Source organism: Psychrobacter sp. LFX-11D (assembly GCF_904846475.1).
Taxonomy (GTDB): domain Bacteria; phylum Pseudomonadota; class Gammaproteobacteria; order Pseudomonadales; family Moraxellaceae; genus Psychrobacter; species Psychrobacter cryohalolentis.
The window spans coordinates 179,051-197,295 of the sequence record NZ_CAJHAV010000005.1 but is presented as its reverse complement, the minus strand read 5'-3'; the positions used below and the strand labels follow the sequence as shown (position 1 = coordinate 197,295).

The window sequence follows — 18,245 nt, the reverse complement described above, 5'->3', positions numbered from 1 at the left end:
GACGAACGTAAGCGAGAAAAATTATGACTATCTCAAACGTCGACTTACATATCATTGGAGGCGGCATTATCGGTCTAGCGGCTGCGGTGACGTTGCAAGCGCGAGGCGTAAAAGTCGCACTGCTGGACGCCAATGAAGTGGGTCAAGGCGCATCATTAGGTAACGCCGGTCATATCGCTACCGAGCAAGTATTCCCCATTGCTGATGCCAGCATGCTCCGTCATGTACCCGCCATGCTATTGAATCCGACTGGACCGCTGCGCATAGACTGGCGCTATCTGCCGCGTTTGATGCCTTGGGCGATGCAGTTGCTGATGAATATGCGCCCTGAGCCATTTGAGCGGATTCATCACGCGTTGTTAAGCTTAAATAAAAACAGCCTGCAAGCGTGGCAAGGCTTTGCTGATCGGTGGCAATTGGGTGATTGGATACAAGTAAAGGGTTCGTTATTAACGGTTGAAAAGCCTAGTAGCCTTGAGCTATTAACAGCACACGGTAAGCGTCTCAATGACATTGATGTGAGCAATGAGCTGCTGAGCAAAGAGGATTTATTAGAGCGTGAGCCTGCCTTACAAGACAATCAGTTAGCAGCGTTATTTTTCCCAAATACAGGACATATCACCAATTTAAAAGCCGTTATCAATCAGCTTCACGATACCTTTAGACAATTGGGCGGTCATGTCATTGAACATTGTCGCGTCCTTGCAGCGACGAATGATGCAGATGGTATTCATTTGACCACCAGTCAAGGTGATATGACCGTGTCCAAAGTGATGCTAGCAGCAGGCGCCCACTCTAAAGCCTTGGCCAAGCAATTAACGGGCGTCAACATCCCTTTAGATACCGAACGTGGTTATCACTTAATGCTACCTCATGAAAGCGCGCGCTTACAGATTCCCGTATCGAGTTTGGATCGACGCTTTGTCATGACTCCGATGCAAGACGGCCTACGTTTGGCGGGTACGGTGGAGTACGCAGGACTGGACGCGCCTGCCAATATGCAGCGTGCACATATGCTATTACAACAAGCGCAGCCTATGTTAAAAGCGCCGTTAGATGCTAGCGATAGCGTGTCATGGATGGGGTTTCGTCCATCGACCGCAGACTCCTTACCAGTCATCGACAAAATCGAGCGTGTATTTTTAAGCTTTGGTCATCAGCATTTAGGGTTAACGCAAGCTGTCGTTAGTGCGCAAATGATTGCCGAATACTATTTTGATGAAGACCATACGATTGATCCAAAACCGTATCAACTTGCCCGCTTTCAATAAGCTATTTATTAAACGGTTATAAACCCAGCAAAAATCAACCGATTCATCATTGAATCATTACCCATTAAATCACCAACAATATCAACCCCAATAAGGATAGTCTCATGAACATAAATGGAATTTTAGTCCCAATCGTCACCCCTTTCGACAATAACGGCGACGTTGATGCGCAAAAATTAACGACACTGGTCGAAGCCTTTATTGAAAAAGGCGTTGCTGGTATCGTCGCTTGCGGTACTACAGGTGAGTACTATACGTTTTCGGCGGCAGAGCGCGAGCTCGTATTAACCACTATCGCTGAAGCCGCAAAAAATAAAGGCGCTGAGAATAAAGTCACTCTGATTGCTGGTATCAACAGCTTATCGACTGACCACTCTATTGAGCTTGCCGCACAAGCCAAAGCCTTAGGTTATGACGGCCTTATGCTGTCTGCCACCCCTTATAGCTTACCTGAGCAAGATGGCATTATCGCGCATTTTGAAAAAGTTGCGGATGCCAGTGAGCTGCCGATTATTATGTACAATTTCCCTGATCGTGTTGGCGTTGCCATTGAATTTGACACTGTTGCTCATCTAGCTAAGCATCCTAACATCGTCGGTGTAAAAGAAAGTAGCGGCGACTTTAGTCATGCGCTACGCATGCTGCAAGCTGATTTTGACAATTTTGAGGTGGTTTGTGGCTGTGATGATCAGCCCGTTGATTTCTTCTTTTGGGGTGCAAAGAGCTGGATTGCAGGCGCAGCGAACGTCTTCCCAGCAGAGCAAGTTTCATTATTTAATGCCACTCAGCAAGGGGACTGGGATAAAGCCAAGCAAATCATGAGTGAGATTTATCCTGCTATTCATTCTATGGAATCTGGCAACTATAACCAAAAGGCAAAAGCGGGCTGCTTAAAAGGCAGTATGGATGTTGGCTCAGTTCGTGTGCCATTAACTGACATGCCAGAAGATGAAAAAGCAGAGTTTTTAGCCTTACTATCTAAATAGCACTCACCTCAGCTTAGTAGAAATAATGTCAAGGATAACCCACGCTAAATTTGATGCCGTATTCAAATCTCGAATCGATGGCATCAAATTTAGCAGACAAGGATTAGAAAAATGAGCACTAAAGAACAAGCCACTAAAGAGCAAGTATTTGAGAAAGCAAAACAGCAGCAATTATGGGCGGGTCACTTAATAGCAGCAGATGGCTTATCAGAAGCTACTTTGGACAATTACACGCCGATTGATAACAGTATTATCGGTCAGATTGCTTCAGGTACTAGCGATGATGTCGATACTGCCGTACAAGTCGCTCGCGATGCTTTTGAAAACGGTGAATGGCGTCGTCTGGCTCCTGCTGAGCGCAAGGCTATTATGCAGCGCTGGTGTGCACTCATGCATGAGCACGTCGAGGAGCTGGCAGCATTAGATTGTGTGGATGCGGGTAAGCCGATTACTGAATGCTTAAATACCGATATCCCAGCAACTATCGAGACTTTTGAATGGTATGCCGAGGCCGCTGATAAGGTATTTGGCAAAATCGCGCCGACAGGTAGCACAGCTTTAGGACTTATTGTGCAAGAGCCCATTGGTGTCGTTGGTGCGGTATTACCTTGGAACTTCCCAGCCCAAATGTACGCTTGGAAAGTCGCCCCTGCTCTCATTATGGGCAACTCCGTTATTGTTAAACCTGCTGAGCTGACCTCTTTATCTGCCTACCGTTTAACTGAGCTTGCCTATGAAGCTGGCGTGCCCAGAGAAGCGCTGCAAATGGTCTGTGGCCTTGGTGAAAATGTCGGCGCGGCGCTTGGTCAACATATGGATGTTGACATGGTGTCGTTCACTGGCTCGACTGAGGTCGGACGTTTGTTCTTACAGTATTCGGCACAAAGCAATCTAAAAGAAATCGTCTTAGAATGCGGTGGTAAAAGCCCACAAATCGTCTTTGACGATGCCGTACTCGATGACGCTGCGATTAACGATATCTTATCGGCCGCGTTTTGGAATATGAGTGAAAACTGTAGCTGCGGCTCACGCTTATTAGTCCACAGCAGTCAAAAACGAGCGTTACTTGAGCAACTAAAAAACGGTCTGAAAGGTTGGAAAGTCGGCTTACCTTACGATGTCGACACGGCTATTGGTCCTATGATTGAAAAAGCGCATTTCGATAAGGTTTGTCATTACTTACAGACTGCAAAAGAGGAAGGCGCAACGATCGTTGCAGGTGGCAACATTCATGACGACATGGGCAGTGGCTGGTATATCGAGCCGACTATTTTTGATGATGTTACAGCCGATATGACTTTGTTCAAGGAAGAAGTCTTTGGACCCTTGCTTGCGGTGACAAGCTTTGAGACGGAAGAAGAAGCCATCAAATTAGCCAATGAAACCAATTATGGACTCGCCGCTTCTTTTTATACACAGAACATCAAGCGCGCTTATCGTGTGGCATCGTCCATCAAAGCAGGCACGGTCTCTATTAATGGTTTTTCAGAAGGTGATATCACCACACCATTTGGCGGTTATAAGCAATCAGGGTTTGGCGGTCGTGACAATGGTTTAGAAGCCTTAGCACAATACGCACAGACCAAAACCATTTGGCTGGTTAATTAACAAACGTATTCAGTCAGTACAGTCAGTACAGTCAGTACAGTCAGTACAGTCATCAATTAAAACAACAGCTTAAATGATTTAAGCCTTTAGTCACATACTTACAGGGAAGTAAGGCCATGGAAGCGATTATTAATACCATCGTCGGCTATATATGGAGCGATGCTTTAGTTTATTTGGCACTCGGTGTCGGCATTTATTTTACCGTGATGACCCGCGGCGTACAGTTTCGCTATCTTAAAGAGATGGTTAGGCTGTTGTTTGACAAGCAAACCTCAACCCAAGGTATTAGCTCATTTCAAGCCTTTAGTATGGCCTTATCAGGCCGAATCGGCGTCGGTAACATTGCAGGGGTTGCCACCGCTATCGCAGCTGGTGGACCTGGCGCAGTATTTTGGATGATAGTCATGGGTCTGCTTGGCGGTGCCAGTGCCTTTATCGAATCAACACTTGCACAGGTATATAAGCATACCGTTGATGACCAGTATCGTGGCGGCTCACCCTTTTATATCGAGCGTGGCCTAAAGATGAAACCCTTTGCTATTTTAGTAGCTACGGTGACTTGTCTTTCTTATGGTGTTTTGGTTCCTGGCGTACAGGCCAACACCATCGCTGATTCTTTTAATACCGCTTTTAACATCCCACCTGTTGCAACTGGTTTCATTATCGTTGCGCTGTTAGCATTTATCATATTTGGTGGCATAAAACGTATTGCAAACTTCGCTGGCAAGGTCGTGCCTATTATGGCGATCGGCTATGTTTTGATGATGGTTATCGTCTTAGCCTTTAATGCCTCAAACCTACCTGCTATGTTCGCCTTGATTTTCAAAAGCGCGTTTGGTATGGATGCTGTATTTGGCGGTATCGTCGGTCTAGCCATATCTTGGGGTGTCCGCCGTGCGGTATTCTCTAACGTTGCTGGTGCAGGCGAAGCAACTTTCAGCTCAGCAGCTGCAGAGGTTTCTCATCCTGCCAAGCAAGGCTTAGTACAGAGTTTTTCTATCTATATCGATACGGTTGTTGTCTGTACCGCTACTGCATTGATGATTTTATCTACTGGTATGTATAACGTCATTCCAGCAGAAGGCTTGGTACTAGTCGAAAACATGCCAGGCATTGAAGCTGGAACCGCATTTACCCAAGCAGCTGTATCGACAGTGTTTAACCAATATGGAAGTGGCTTTGTCGCTATCGCCATCTTCTTGTTTGCCTTTACCTGCTTGATTGCTTATTACTATATTGCTGAGACCACGCTAGTATACTTAGACAATAAATTGCGCTACCCTGTTTTAAAACCATTATTAAAAATAATGTTCTTAATAGTTTGCTTTACCGGTAGCATGCAGTCTGTTGGCGTGATGTGGGCGCTAGGTGATATTGGTTTTGGCAGCATGTGTTACCTTAACTTCATCGCTATCGTATTACTCAGTAAAACGGCGCTAAAAGTGTTAAAAGACTACGATGAGCAAATGAAGCTGGGAATTGACCCTGTCTTTGACCCTAGAAAAGCGGGCGTTGAAAATGCAGACTTTTGGATAGAATATAGTGATAGACATCATAAGCGTTAAATTCTAGCTAAATAATCGTAATTTTTCCCCATACAAGCCTCCTATATCATAATGATGTAGAAGGCTTTTTTCTATTATTAGACCCATTAGCAATAACACACTATGCTATTTGATAACTCCGAATGAGTGGCTGTTATGAGCAAATAATGCTATGATTAGCGGCTGAGATACAGCGTATAAAGTGTGGCTATTAACATGATAGTTTACTGAAAATATCAGTCAAACCATTGATATAGTATATTTTTTAAATACATTACCATCTGTTTTCACTTGCTTTATCTCTGACACTCATTCGCACCCTCTCCTTTTGTTTGCATTCGTAAGAGTCTTCTATGGCATTTGTACACCTTGGCATCCACAGCGAATATTCCATTACCGATTCTATCGTGCGTATTAAGTCGTTGGTTAAAGCGGCGGCGGCAGACAATCAAAGCGCCCTTGCCTTGACGGATTTATCCAACCTTTATGCCACGGTAAAGTTTTACCGTGCTTGCTTAGGTGCGGGTATCAAGCCCATCATCGGTAGTGAAGTCATCATGGAAAATGAGGACACGCGCTTAACTTTATTGGCGATGAACAACGAAGGCTATCAAAACATCACTCGTATCGTATCGCTTGGCTTTACCGAAGGACGTGCTGATCCTGTTAATCACGGTACTCCTGTTATTAAACGCAGCCATATTTTAGCGCATGCGACAGGTGTCATTGTCTTATTCACTGAAAAGTCAGACGTTGGGCAAGCATTGATTGGCTCAATGCCAGAAAAAGCCGATGAGCTACTGACAGAATGGCAAGCGCAGTTTGCTGATCGCTTATATTTTGCGATTAAACGCACCAATCGTACTGGCGAAGATGCCTTTATTAAAGCTGCTATTCATTCAGGTGCTAAGCAAAACATCCCCATCATTGCCCATAATGACGTGCGCTTCTTAAAGCAAGATGATTTTGATGCTCATGAAGCGCGAGTTTGTATTGCTGGCTCTTATGTACTTGCCGACCAAAATCGCCCACAGACTTATTCAGATGAGCAGTACCTCAAGACCCAAGCGCAGATGGAACAGCTATTTGCTGATATTCCGCAGGTGATTGATAATACCTTGCGCTTAGCAACTCGCTGTAATGTGACCTTAACGCTAGGTATTAATGTCCTACCAGAGTTTCCAGTACCTGAGGGCGAGACCACTGAATCTTTCTTTCGCTTAGAATCGCAGCGTGGGCTTAATAATCGATTAGACAAGCTCTTTCCAGTTGACGCGCGCAGTGATAATTGGAGTGATATCCGCCAAAGATACGATGACCGCTTAGAGTATGAGCTCAAGGTTATCTTATCAATGGGATTCCCCGGTTACTTCCTGATCGTGATGGACTTTATCCGTTGGGCAAAAGCCAATGGTGTACCAGTCGGTCCCGGTCGTGGTTCTGGTGCAGGCTCGCTCGTGGCTTATGCGTTAAACATTACCGACCTCGACCCTATCCATTACGACTTATTATTTGAGCGCTTTTTAAACCCTGAGCGTGTCTCAATGCCCGATTTCGATATTGACTTTTGTATTGAAGGTCGTGACCGTGTTATTGATTATGTCGCGCAAACTTATGGGCGTGAAGCGGTTTCGCAGATTATCACTTTTGGTACCATGGCGGCAAAAGCAGTGGTACGAGATGTGGCGCGCGCGCAAAGTAAATCCTATTTTCTTGCCAGTAAAATGTCTAAACTTATTCCCAAAACACCGGGGATCACACTCAGTCAAGCGCTTGAGCAAGAGCCGCAGCTGAAAGACTTAATTTCCAATCCTGATAATATGGATTATGAAGATGCCATCGAAGTATGGGAGATGGCTATCAAGCTTGAAGGTATTTGCCGGAACGTGGGTAAACATGCCGGCGGCGTATTGATTGCACCGCACAGAATCACAGATTTTAGCGCCATTTATTGTGATGATGAAGGTCACCGCGTCAGCCAATTTGATAAAGATGACGTTGAAGCCGTTGGGCTGGTAAAGTTTGACTTTTTGGGTCTACGTAACTTGACCGTGATTGATGCTGCTGTCAGAAATATCAACCTGCGCCGTGCAAAAGAAGGCAAAGATGCGTTGGTGTTAGAAGACCTGCCGTTAGATGATGCTAAAGCCTACAAGCTCTTGCAAGATGCCAAGACCACTGCTGTCTTTCAGTTAGAAAGTATGGGTATGAAAAAGTATCTGGCGAAATTACAACCGACCAACATCGAAGATGTGATCGCCATGTGTGCGCTCTATCGTCCGGGTCCACTCGATGCAGGCATGGTAGAGATGTATATCGACCGTAAGCATGGTCGTGAGGAAGTCATTTATGACCATCCCAACCTTGAGCCAATTTTAGAAAACACCAATGGCGTTATTGTCTACCAAGAACAGGTCATGCAAATCTCACAGGTGATGGCAGGCTATAGCTTGGGCGGTGCAGATATGCTACGCCGCGCCATGGGTAAAAAGAAACCTGAAGAGATGGCTAAGCAGCGCGACATTTTCGTCACAGGTGCTACGGCACAAGGTATCGATGAAGTTACCTCGGGCGGTGTGTTTGACTTGATGGAAAAATTCGCCGGTTATGGTTTTAACCGCTCGCATTCTGCCGCTTATGGTGTGCTTGCTTATCAGACCGCGTATCTAAAACAGTACTACCCTGCTGAGTTTATGGCGGCGGTATTGACCTCAGATATGAACAACACTGATAACGTCGTGTTCTTTATCAATGACTGCCGTGAAAACTTTGAGTTAACCGTCGTTAATCCATCGGTGAATCGCAGTGAATGGCATTTCGTCGCTGATACCCCGACCAATATCATTTATGGTTTGGGGGCGATTAAAGGGGTCGGTGAAGGCGCGGTCGAGTCTATTGTCGATGCACGAAGACGTGAAGGTCCGTTTAAAGATCTATATGATTTTTGCCGTCGCGTTGATATTAAAAAGGTCAATAAACGCACGCTTGAAGCCTTGGTCAGTGCTGGCTGTTTTGATGACTTTGCGGCGACTTTACGTCCAGACTTGCCAGCCGATGAAGCCTACGAGATTCGCGGTGCGTTAATGAGTCAGTTGCCAAGCGCCGTGCAAGCCGCCGAGCAAGATCGTCAAAATCGTGAAATCGGTATGATGGATTTGTTTGGTGAAATGGATGGTGTCGTCGCTGCCCCGCCACTCGTTATGACGCCAGAGCTAATTTGGGGTGACAAACACCGCCTAAAAGCAGAGAAAAATACTCTAGGGCTTTATTTGACCGGACATCCTATCGATGAATATCGAGACGAGCTCAAACGCTATACCTCAGGTGCTCGTCTCGATAAATTGACTGATACGGGCTATAACGGCAGCTGCTATTTTGCCGGTCTTATCATTGATATCGCCAACTTTGGTACTCGTAACGTTATTACCTTGGACGATGGGACATCAAGGTTAGAGGTCAGTTGTTATGCTGAGCGCTTTAACCGTGTCAAAGAACAGTTAAAAATAGATGAAGTCGTCATAATTAAAGGCAGCATCCGTGAGCGTGATGGGCGTTTATTTGCTCGTCTTGATAATGCCATGAGTATGGTCGATGCTCGCCTAAGATGGCTCAAAAAGATCAGTATTAAAATTCATGGTAGTGATATCGAGCTGCTGACACGCATGCAGCCTTTACTGAAATCGGCACAAGCTGACATCATACCAACACCGCGCTTGTCTTATAACGATGATCAGGACGAACAAGGTAATAATAGTAACAATAGCGTCTACGATCCTGCTATGGGTGGCAGCTTATATGACGAAGACGGTAATGATTTGTTGGCACTAGAAAGTAATAGGAGTCAAAGCGCCTCTAATCAAAGCTACGCCAATAATGCTCTAAGCAATACCGACGTCTCTATTAGAGATAATTGCCTACCCCTTGGACTCAGTATTTATGAAGAATATGGCATTGCTAATGTAGGACTGTCTGAGCATTGGCGCATCTATCCAAATGATGATAATTTACAGCAGCTAAAAAGCATGATTAGAGAAGATAACTTACATTTTCACTACAGCTAACGAATGTATTATCGTTAGCATATTCATTAGTAGGAAAATATTTATTATAATAATTCTTTCTGCGCTAACTTTAATCCTATTGGAACATGACTATGGCTACTATTACGAACAAGGATATGACCGCCATAACTGATGACGAGATTATCAATACTGAGCAGTTTGAAGATATGCGCGACTTATTAGAAGAAGACTTTGTCGATTTGATACAAGTCTATTTTACTGATTGTCGTCACCGTATCACAAAACTCAGACAAGCTCAGCAAGAAGAAGATAATGCCAATGGCTTTGAGCTTGCTCATGCACTAAAAGGAGCCAGTGTCAATTTGGGCGCAACCCAAATGACGCGTCTTGGCAGTCAATTGCAAGAGCTTTGCCGTGAGCGTCTTATCAGCGAACAAGCCCCTCTTATCGAGGACATTGCAGTTGCATTGCAACGTGCTGAGCAAGACATCAACCAGCGACTAGGACAACAATGAGTAACAATGCACCCTTATCTTTAGCAACAGCAGTACCAAACGTCAGCAATTATTTGTCTTGTGTTCAAGTAGTGATGGTCAATACGACATTGCCTGCCAATATTGGTTCAGCAGCACGCGCCATGCACACCATGGGTTTATCGAGATTGACGGTGGTTGATCCAAAATTACCGATTGATGACACTAGCGTTTCTCATGCTGCTGGTGGCAGTGATTTGCTATCATCAGCAATCATCGCACCAACGCTTGAGTCTGCTATCGCTGATTGCCAGTTGGTATTTGCGGCCAGTAGTCGTAGCCGTCATTTACCGCGTCCTGTGGTCACGCCGACACAAGCTGCCAAAATCATGCTGGATTTTATTGATAAGCAAAGCACGATTGACGGGCACGACAGTAATACAGCGCCCAATATTGCCATCCTGTTTGGGCGTGAAGATCGCGGCTTGACCAATGAAGAATTGGCTTATGCTGACTATCATGTTCAAATTGATGCCAATCCTGCTTATCCAGTGCTCAATGTCGCTTCAGCCGTTCAAGTGATCGCAAGCTTCATTTATGCTTATGCACAAACTCATATCCAAGCTGACAGCGAAGTTAATGATATAGCACAGGTAACTGACAACCTAGAGACGCTTGAACAAGGGATGCTTAATACCTATGTGCGCCAGCAATGGGATGAGCCAGCGATTACTCAACAGCAATTGCAACTGCTTACTGAGCGTACCACCGCATTAATGGTTCAACGCAAACTGGCAGATAGTGAAAACTTAAAATCGCTGCCATCGCGCTTATCTAGACTCGGTTCACGTATTCAACTCGACCAAAAAGAGTATCAATTACTCAGTGCTCTGCTGGCAAAACTTTTAAAAGACTAACATTTAATAAGTTAATTTTCTTGCCACTATGGGCATTATTAGTAGTACAGGTAGTCATATCATTTAACAATAAAAAGGGATTTACGATGAATTGGACTGTTTACTTATCCGGAGAAATACACACTGACTGGCGACAGAAAATTATGCAAGGCGCGAAAGACCATGGTCTTGTTATTAAATTTACATCAGCAGTGACTGAGCATGAAGCCAGCGATGCGGCAGGTGATGTACTCGGTAAAGATGACAATGGATTCTGGCGCGATCATAAATCGTCCAAAGTTAATGCGATTCGCACCAAAAATATGATCCAAAAGTGTGACATTGCTATTATTCGTTTCGGTGATAAATATAAGCAGTGGAACGCCGCATTCGATGCCGGTTATTGCGCCGCGTTGGGCAAACCGTATATCACATTGCATGCGGAGGATATTATTCATCCGTTAAAAGAAGTGGATGCCGCGGCAATGGCATGGGCGCAAACGCCTGAGCAGATTGTTGAATTGCTCAAATATGTTGTCAGTGATAGCTAAAGGATAAGAGTAATCGTCTGGAGATGAATCGCTAATTATTGGCGTTTTATCTACAGACGATTTTTTATTTAAAGTACATTGCTATATTTTTTGCTATAAAACTGCTATAACTAAAGAGATTGTAACCAAAAATACGATAGGACGATTTATGTCATTGCCAACTGCTTTATTCAAATCGCTCGTCCGCATCAAAAGAGACCTAAAAGAAGATATTGATGCGGTATTCAATCGCGACCCTGCTGCGCGTAATAGTCTAGAGGTAATCTTAACTTACCCTGGCATCCACGCGCTTATTCTACATCGCGGCGCGCATTGTCTTTGGCAAAATGAGCAAAAGCTTGCTGCTCGAGTGGTTTCTTATGGCTCGCGTATCATTACTGGTATCGAGATTCATCCTGCTGCTAAGATCGGTCGTCGGTTTTTTATTGACCATGGCATGGGTATCGTCATTGGCGAGACAGCAGAGATTGGTAATGATGTGACCCTTTATCATGGCGTCACGCTTGGCGGCGTTTCTTGGAATAACGGCAAACGCCACCCTACTTTGGAAGATGGCGTCATCGTCGGTGCCGGTGCTAAAGTATTAGGACCATTCACTGTTGGTAAAGGCGCTAAAATTGGCTCAAATGCTGTCGTGGTTAAAGCAGTGCCAGCAGGCGCAACCATGGTCGGTAATGCTGCTCGTATGATATCAGAGCATCATGACGAAAAAGGCAATCCTATTACGACCAAAGTCAATGATGCCAATCAACAAGAAAAAGCAGTGCAAGCTGCTTCTACCGAGAACCCCGCAGATAAAAAAACAACGAATCACACAGCGCGCGAAACCACTTTTCAAGCTTATGGCATTGATCCCATGTCACAAGACCCTGTTGCTGAAGCCTTTGCTAAAATGCTTGAACACATTCAACAATCAGAAAATCGCTTAGATCAATTACAAACTGCCATGTGCAAAATCGATCCTAACTTTTGCAAAAAAGAATATGACAAATTGTGCTTAGAAGATTTGGACGTGATTGGCAAAAGTGACATGAATGAGATAGGTGCTGAATCGTAATAACTTTTTATTCTTGGGCTGGGTTTAATATTAAGCTCAGCTTAGAGCTTTCGTTTTACAACTGTCAACTATCTATCCCCGCTACCAATTCTTTTATCCCTGCCCTCTCATGCGCTTTAAATGGATAGCGATTTGCCATTATTATCCATTCAGAATCATTTTTTTTGCTTAGGCTATTATCTTTATCCAATTTAACAAGCAATATATCAATATCCATCGTGACTTTTTTTATTGGTGCCTGTGTTTCCGTTAAACGCTGCCGATTACAGTCACATTCAAACTGTTTGAAAATTTGCTGCAACTGTTGTAATGTCATCGGTGACATTAACAAAATATGGACACATTGATTGGTATAGTCAGGTTTTGGTAATTCTATAGTGGCAGTGAAGTCAGGATTTTGAAAGGCTGTTGACAATGTTATAGCACCAATACTTGTCAATCGCTCTCGGACACGCGGTAAGTGTATCTGCGCATCATGGTTGCTACCTAAGGCCAGTAGCACAGCTTTTACAGGCTGTGCTTGCAGCGTTTCAGGATCGCAGCTTATCAGTGATTCAAATAAATCAGCCAAGGCTTTATGCATCATTAGACAAGCTAGGATTAACTTGATTGGTAGATACGCTAGATGCGGCTTTGGCATAGCGGGTGATTTGGACACCAACTGCATCTGCTTGTTGAATAGCGGTAGGCTTAGCAATACTTAAGGAAATTTTATCGCAGCTATACTTTTCAAGCAGTTTATCAGCGATTTGCCCAGCCAGATGTTCAAGTAACTGAGCCTTAATAGCTTGGCACCACGCACTGACATCATCACAGACTTCTTTGTAATTTAGCGCATCGTTTACATCATCTGACACCGCAGCACGACTGATATCGGTTTCAAGCGCGATATCAATCAATAACGGCTGTGTAATGGCGCGCTCCCATTCATAAACGCCAATCACCGCCTCTACTTTTAAGCCTTTTACAAACACGACATCAGACTGGGTATGAAACATACAAGCATCCTTGTTAATGATATTTTTACTATCTATTTTAGTTTGATAATTTATTTAGACGTTAATGCTTCTTCAGGTAGACGTGCCGCTTTTAGCTGCTTGCTTGGGCGATGACGCCATAAATCGATACTGAATAATAGCAGACCCAGCCAAATTAAACCAAAGACTGCCAAACGATGTAAATCAAAAGGCTCATTGTAATAGAATACCGCCAAGAAGAAAATAAAGGTCGGCGTCAGATAATTCATAAAACTGAGGATACTATAAGCGACCAGCTTGGTGGATTTGTTAAACATCAATAGCGGTATCAAAGTAATAGGTCCTGCCAACATAAGCAGCCAAATAGAAGGCGTAAACCAAAAGCTGATATTACTACTCGCCACATCAGACTGCCAGAACCATGCGATAAAAATAGGCAGTAGCATTGCTGTCTCGACAAACATTGCATCGACTGCTGTCAGAGGGGTTTGGCGCTGAATAGTGCCGTAAGTACTAAAGCTAAACGCCAATATTAACGATACCCACGGCAGGCTACCCAGCATGACCACTTGAATAACGACTGATAATAGCGCAAAACCAATTGCCACCCATTGCAAAGTACGCAGGCGCTCTTTGAACAGTAGCATCGACAACCCTACGCCAACCAGTGGTCCAATAAAGTACCCCAAACTGGCTTCTAAAATCTGATTGTTATTGACCGCCCATACATAAGTGAGCCAGTTTATCGCGATGATAATACCTGACACAAAGGTATAGGCTATCCACCTCGGGTTTTTCTTTAGCGTGTCAATCCACTGCCAGCGCTTGGTCACTACTAACACGATTAAAAGACAAGCAAAGGTCCAAACAATGCGATGACCAATAATTTCGGTGGCATTATAGTCCGATAATTGCTTAAAGTATAAAGGAAAAGCGCCCCAGATAGAAAAAGCTATCAGCGCAGTGACAATACCACGTCTGGTTGTTTTAATGGGAGCAGCAGGTTTTTTGATGACATTTTGGGTAGTCATAAGATAGGACAACTTTTTAGAGCAAAGCGCACCCTCACCCAATTATTATCATTGATGGTAATTTGGTGTTAAGAGTACAGGGTCACTACAGATAGAATAAAAGGTAAAAAGCAATGAGTTGATACTAGAAATCGTATCAACCCATTGCTGCCGAAAACCATAATTAAAATAATAAAATCAACAATAAAATTAATAGCTCATTTTATTGCTAAGCTATTATCATTGGCTCAAATTAAAGTTACTGCGTTAAGCACTCACAACGTCAATAGACATGCCAATTTGGTTGGCAAGTTCTGCAAATCCTGGGAAGCTGGTATTGACGGTTTCAACGCCTTCAATGGTAATCTGCTTAGAGGCGCGTAAGCTTGCCACCGCAAAGCTCATGGCGATACGATGGTCATGATGCGAGACGATATGTCCACCACCAAATACCGCATGGCTATTATTCACGTCACGACTATCAGCCTTACCCTTACCTTCGATAATTAGACCATCTTCGGTAACAGTGCAATCAACGCCTAATGTCTGCAAGCCTTCTGCCATTACTGCAATGCGATCTGATTCTTTAACACGCAGCTCTTTTGCACCGGTCAAAACGGTACGACCTTGGGCACAGCTGGCTGCGATAAATAATACAGGAAATTCGTCAATGGCAAGTGGTACTAGATACTCTGGTATTTCAATACCGACCAAGTTTGAGCTTCGAATAGTAATATCCGCTACTGGCTCACCGCCAACATGAGTCTCATTATTTAAGCTGATATCCGCTTGCATCAGCTTAAGAATATCAATAATGCCAGTACGCGTAGGATTGATACCGACTTGCTTCAAAGTCAATTCGCTACCTTGGCTGATGGCCGCAGCAACCATAAAAAATGCTGCCGATGAGATATCAGCAGGTACTGCGATATTACCGCCTGTGAGCGTGCCGCCGCCTTCAACACTGATACGATTGCCATCGACCGTTACTGGATAACCAAAAGCTGAAAGCATACGCTCGGTATGATCGCGGCTAACTTCAGGTTGAGTAACGGTAGTGGTGCCTTCCGCCCAAAGTCCAGCCAGCAATAAGCAAGATTTAATCTGTGCAGAAGCAACTGGCATATCGTATTCAACCCCTTGTAGAGGTTTGCCAACACTATCTCGACCAGTAATACTCAGTGGCGCTGTACCTTTTTGACCGGTGCTTTGAATCACTGCACCCATCTCACGTAATGGTGCTGCCACACGCTCCATTGGACGCTTATTTAGGCTAGTGTCACCCGTCAATACGCTATCAAATGCTTGCGCTGCTAAGATGCCTGAAAGCAGACGCATACTGGTGCCAGAATTGCCCATATATAAAGGTGTTTTGCTTGGCTTTAAGCCATTCATACCAACGCCATGAATGGTTAAATTGCCATTATCAGGACCTTCAATGGTCACGCCCATATCGCGAAACGCTTGCAAAGTGGCAAGCGCATCTTCCCCTTCCAAAAATCCAGTCACTTTAGTTACGCCAGTAGCAAGGCTACCGAGCATAATACTACGATGCGAGATAGACTTATCCCCAGGAATGGCAATAGTACCAGAGACGGTGTTGCTTGGGGTGATATAATAAGAAGCTGACATAGCAGAAGTATCCGTATAAGGGGTGCTGGCTAACATATGGCCAAAATGTCGCCGTGCGGCTTGCGCGCGGCCCAAAAGTCCCATCAGGGCGGTTGAATCTTTATCAATAATAAGCTGACGAATATCATTTAAATAACCGCTGTACTCATCAAGGGCGCTTACAATCGCGTTTTGGTTGGCAAAAAATATATCATGCCACATTTTAGGGTCGCTGGCAGCAATGCGGGTAAAATCACGAAAACCACCTGCAGCATAGCGGAAAATATCTAAATTATCATCATGGCTTGCCAGCTGTTCAACCAAATTAAAGGCGAGCAAATGCGGTAAATGACTGGTATGTGCCAATATAGAATCATGATGAGCGGCATCCATCGGCATGACGCTTGCACCCACTGCTTCCCATAACTGGCTTAATTTGGCAATTGCTACATGGCTAGTCGTTGGGAGCTCACAGACAATAACGCTATGATTGACAAACAATGTAGCGCGGCGAGCATGATACCCTGAATTCTCGGCACCAGCAATTGGATGTGCAGGCACAAGCCCGACAGGCAATGTCTCGAACACAGTCTTGGCAGCATCAATAATATTAACTTTGGTACTGCATACATCGGTAATAATACAATCAGTAGCAAGTAGACCACTATCCATTGCATTTTTGATATCTATAAATACCGCTTGTGCCGCTTGTACTGGTACCGCAATCACTATCAAGTCACTATCAGATATCACGTCATTGAGTACTGAGCTACCAGCGTCTAGTAAACCGTGTTGAATAGCTTCCTCTAGACTTGGCTCGTGTCTATCGACTGCAACGATACGCTCAGCTAAACCATTGTCTTTAATCGCTTGCGCAAGACTTGCACCAATTAAACCCAAACCTATCACACACACTTGCTGGAATAGCGGCTGCGTAGAGGATGGAGTCAGTTTAGTTACTGTTTGAAGATTTACGGCGTGATTTATTTTTTGCATATTGTTTTAATTATTAGGTGGCTTATTAAATTACTTATTAGTTATTGATTTAATCATCGGTCAAAATAGATCGCAAAGTATCAATCAGACGCATATTATCTTCTGCGACCCCTACACTAATACGCAGCCAATTATGCAAACCATAAACCTCTAGTTGTCGCACAATAACGCCTTGCTCAAGCAATGCCTGATAAATAACAGCAGCGTTTGTATCTTCCATTTCAACTTCGATTTCGACCATAATGAAGTTGGCATGTGACTTTATAAAGCCCAGTCCCAGTGCATCAAACTGTTTTTCCAACCAGCGCATCTGCTCGTTATTCATCAGACGAGTTTTTTCAATAAAGTCTTGATCCGCAAGTGCCGCTGCCGCTGCCGCCAGTCCAATGCGGCTCACATTAAATGGCTGACGAATGCGATTGAGTAAATCTGCCACAGCTACCGAGCTTAACGCATAGCCAACACGCAGACCTGCCAGCCCATAGGCTTTAGAAAAGGTGCGAACAATAACCACATTATCAAATTCATCTAACAGCGCCCGATTATTGCTCTCAGGGCTATATTCAATATAAGCTTCATCTAACACCACCAGTACTGAGCTTGGCACACTAGCGACAAACTCTCTCAACTCAGCATGTTCAAGCTGTGTACCGGTTGGATTGTTCGGATTGGCAATAAAGACAATTTTGGTATTAGAGTTATCCTGAACCGCTTGGCTCATGGCTTTTAGGTCATGACCAAAGCGCTGAGCAGGCACTTCAATATCCATAGCACCCTGCATTTTAGCGAGCATCGAATAGACCACAAAGGCATACTGGCTATAAACGATTGCATCATCTGCACCTACAAAACTACGCGCCAAGATATCGAGCAAATCATCAGAGCCATTGCCCAAAGTAATCTGATCAGCATTGACATCATTAAAATCAGCCAATGCTTGCTTTAGATAATAACCATTGCCATCAGGATAACGTGACAGCTGACCTAGCTGTTCAGTAATCGCTAGCGTAACGTGCGGTGAGCAGCCGATCGGATTCTCATTACTGGCAATTTTTACCACATCTGAGACGCCATACTCTCGCGTTAGCTCTTCAATAGGCTTACCAGTTTGATACGGTGCCAACGCCAAAATACTCTCGTAAGCAGGTACGAGCGGTAATAAATTTGACTCTGTCGATTGCGCAGACTGCATGATTAATCCTTAGATGTGATAACGCACCTATCATTGGCTAAGCCCATTAAT

The 18,245-nt window shown here is 44.3% G+C and carries 14 protein-coding genes; 9 read left to right on the top strand and 5 right to left on the bottom strand.

Annotation, left to right across the window (positions count from 1 at the left end; all coding sequences use genetic code 11):
- Positions 1–23: 23 nt before the first annotated feature.
- The 9 genes from JMX75_RS05825 to cysE all read left to right on the top strand — a co-directional run bounded on the left by JMX75_RS05825 (position 24) and on the right by cysE (position 12,408).
- Complete coding sequence (locus JMX75_RS05825; RefSeq protein ID WP_133104273.1) at positions 24–1,271, top strand: NAD(P)/FAD-dependent oxidoreductase; 1,248 nt, start codon at positions 24–26, stop codon at positions 1,269–1,271.
- 104 nt (positions 1,272–1,375) lie between these two features.
- Positions 1,376–2,257 carry a 4-hydroxy-tetrahydrodipicolinate synthase gene (gene dapA / locus JMX75_RS05820; protein WP_133104272.1) on the top strand — a complete coding sequence of 294 codons (882 nt, stop codon included), beginning with the start codon at positions 1,376–1,378 and terminating at the stop codon, positions 2,255–2,257.
- Between the two features lie 111 nt (positions 2,258–2,368).
- Positions 2,369–3,865, top strand: a complete 1,497-nt coding sequence (locus JMX75_RS05815) for an aldehyde dehydrogenase (RefSeq protein WP_201531439.1) — start codon at positions 2,369–2,371, stop codon at positions 3,863–3,865.
- A 116-nt stretch (positions 3,866–3,981) separates the two neighbouring features.
- Complete coding sequence (locus tag JMX75_RS05810; protein ID WP_201531437.1) at positions 3,982–5,430, top strand: alanine/glycine:cation symporter family protein; 1,449 nt, start codon at positions 3,982–3,984, stop codon at positions 5,428–5,430.
- Between the two features lie 332 nt (positions 5,431–5,762).
- Positions 5,763–9,470 (top strand): DNA polymerase III subunit alpha, encoded by a 3,708-nt coding sequence (dnaE, locus tag JMX75_RS05805; RefSeq protein WP_201531435.1) that lies wholly within the window; start codon positions 5,763–5,765, stop codon positions 9,468–9,470.
- Positions 9,471–9,562: 92 nt separating this feature from the next.
- Positions 9,563–9,946: an Hpt domain-containing protein gene (locus JMX75_RS05800; RefSeq protein ID WP_201531433.1), complete on the top strand. Its 384-nt coding sequence runs from the start codon at positions 9,563–9,565 to the stop codon at positions 9,944–9,946.
- Positions 9,943–10,821, top strand: a complete 879-nt coding sequence (locus tag JMX75_RS05795) for an RNA methyltransferase (protein ID WP_201531431.1) — start codon at positions 9,943–9,945, stop codon at positions 10,819–10,821. Before JMX75_RS05800 ends, JMX75_RS05795 begins: the two co-directional genes overlap by 4 nt.
- Positions 10,822–10,907: 86 nt before the next feature.
- The gene (locus tag JMX75_RS05790) at positions 10,908–11,351 is read left to right on the top strand and encodes a YtoQ family protein (RefSeq protein WP_201531429.1); all 444 of its coding nucleotides are present in this window, start codon (positions 10,908–10,910) and stop codon (positions 11,349–11,351) included.
- A gap of 187 nt (positions 11,352–11,538) precedes the next feature.
- Entirely contained in the window at positions 11,539–12,408 is an 870-nt protein-coding gene (cysE, locus tag JMX75_RS05785; RefSeq protein WP_413786634.1) for a serine O-acetyltransferase, read from the top strand.
- A gap of 64 nt (positions 12,409–12,472) precedes the next feature.
- On the opposite strand, the gene JMX75_RS05780 is transcribed toward cysE, so the two are convergent.
- From JMX75_RS05780 to hisC, 5 genes are all read right to left on the bottom strand, one after another.
- The gene (locus JMX75_RS05780) at positions 12,473–12,994 is read right to left on the bottom strand and encodes a 2-amino-4-hydroxy-6-hydroxymethyldihydropteridine diphosphokinase (protein ID WP_133104264.1); all 522 of its coding nucleotides are present in this window, start codon (positions 12,992–12,994) and stop codon (positions 12,473–12,475) included.
- Positions 12,984–13,406, bottom strand: coding sequence for a dihydroneopterin aldolase (gene folB / locus JMX75_RS05775; protein ID WP_201531427.1), 423 nt, complete (start codon positions 13,404–13,406; stop codon positions 12,984–12,986). The genes JMX75_RS05780 and folB overlap by 11 nt, the downstream gene beginning before the upstream one ends.
- Positions 13,407–13,456: 50 nt before the next feature.
- Entirely contained in the window at positions 13,457–14,416 is a 960-nt protein-coding gene (gene rarD, locus JMX75_RS05770) for an EamA family transporter RarD (RefSeq protein WP_201531426.1), read from the bottom strand.
- Between the two features lie 246 nt (positions 14,417–14,662).
- A complete protein-coding gene (locus JMX75_RS05765) occupies positions 14,663–17,002 on the bottom strand; it encodes a bifunctional prephenate dehydrogenase/3-phosphoshikimate 1-carboxyvinyltransferase (RefSeq protein WP_201531424.1) in 2,340 nt (779 codons plus the stop codon).
- Between the two features lie 49 nt (positions 17,003–17,051).
- Positions 17,052–18,194, bottom strand: coding sequence for a histidinol-phosphate transaminase (gene hisC, locus JMX75_RS05760; RefSeq protein ID WP_133104260.1), 1,143 nt, complete (start codon positions 18,192–18,194; stop codon positions 17,052–17,054).
- Between the last annotated feature and the right edge of the window lie 51 nt (positions 18,195–18,245).

Coding starts and splice junctions, on each gene's coding strand:
- JMX75_RS05825 (WP_133104273.1), top strand. CDS start 24: ATGACTATCTCAAACGTCGACTTACATATCATTGGAGGCGGCATTATC.
- dapA (WP_133104272.1), top strand. CDS start 1,376: ATGAACATAAATGGAATTTTAGTCCCAATCGTCACCCCTTTCGACAAT.
- JMX75_RS05815 (WP_201531439.1), top strand. CDS start 2,369: ATGAGCACTAAAGAACAAGCCACTAAAGAGCAAGTATTTGAGAAAGCA.
- JMX75_RS05810 (WP_201531437.1), top strand. CDS start 3,982: ATGGAAGCGATTATTAATACCATCGTCGGCTATATATGGAGCGATGCT.
- dnaE (WP_201531435.1), top strand. CDS start 5,763: ATGGCATTTGTACACCTTGGCATCCACAGCGAATATTCCATTACCGAT.
- JMX75_RS05800 (WP_201531433.1), top strand. CDS start 9,563: ATGGCTACTATTACGAACAAGGATATGACCGCCATAACTGATGACGAG.
- JMX75_RS05795 (WP_201531431.1), top strand. CDS start 9,943: ATGAGTAACAATGCACCCTTATCTTTAGCAACAGCAGTACCAAACGTC.
- JMX75_RS05790 (WP_201531429.1), top strand. CDS start 10,908: ATGAATTGGACTGTTTACTTATCCGGAGAAATACACACTGACTGGCGA.
- JMX75_RS05780 (WP_133104264.1), bottom strand. CDS start 12,994: ATGATGCATAAAGCCTTGGCTGATTTATTTGAATCACTGATAAGCTGC.
- folB (WP_201531427.1), bottom strand. CDS start 13,406: ATGTTTCATACCCAGTCTGATGTCGTGTTTGTAAAAGGCTTAAAAGTA.
- rarD (WP_201531426.1), bottom strand. CDS start 14,416: ATGACTACCCAAAATGTCATCAAAAAACCTGCTGCTCCCATTAAAACA.
- JMX75_RS05765 (WP_201531424.1), bottom strand. CDS start 17,002: ATGCAAAAAATAAATCACGCCGTAAATCTTCAAACAGTAACTAAACTG.
- hisC (WP_133104260.1), bottom strand. CDS start 18,194: ATGCAGTCTGCGCAATCGACAGAGTCAAATTTATTACCGCTCGTACCT.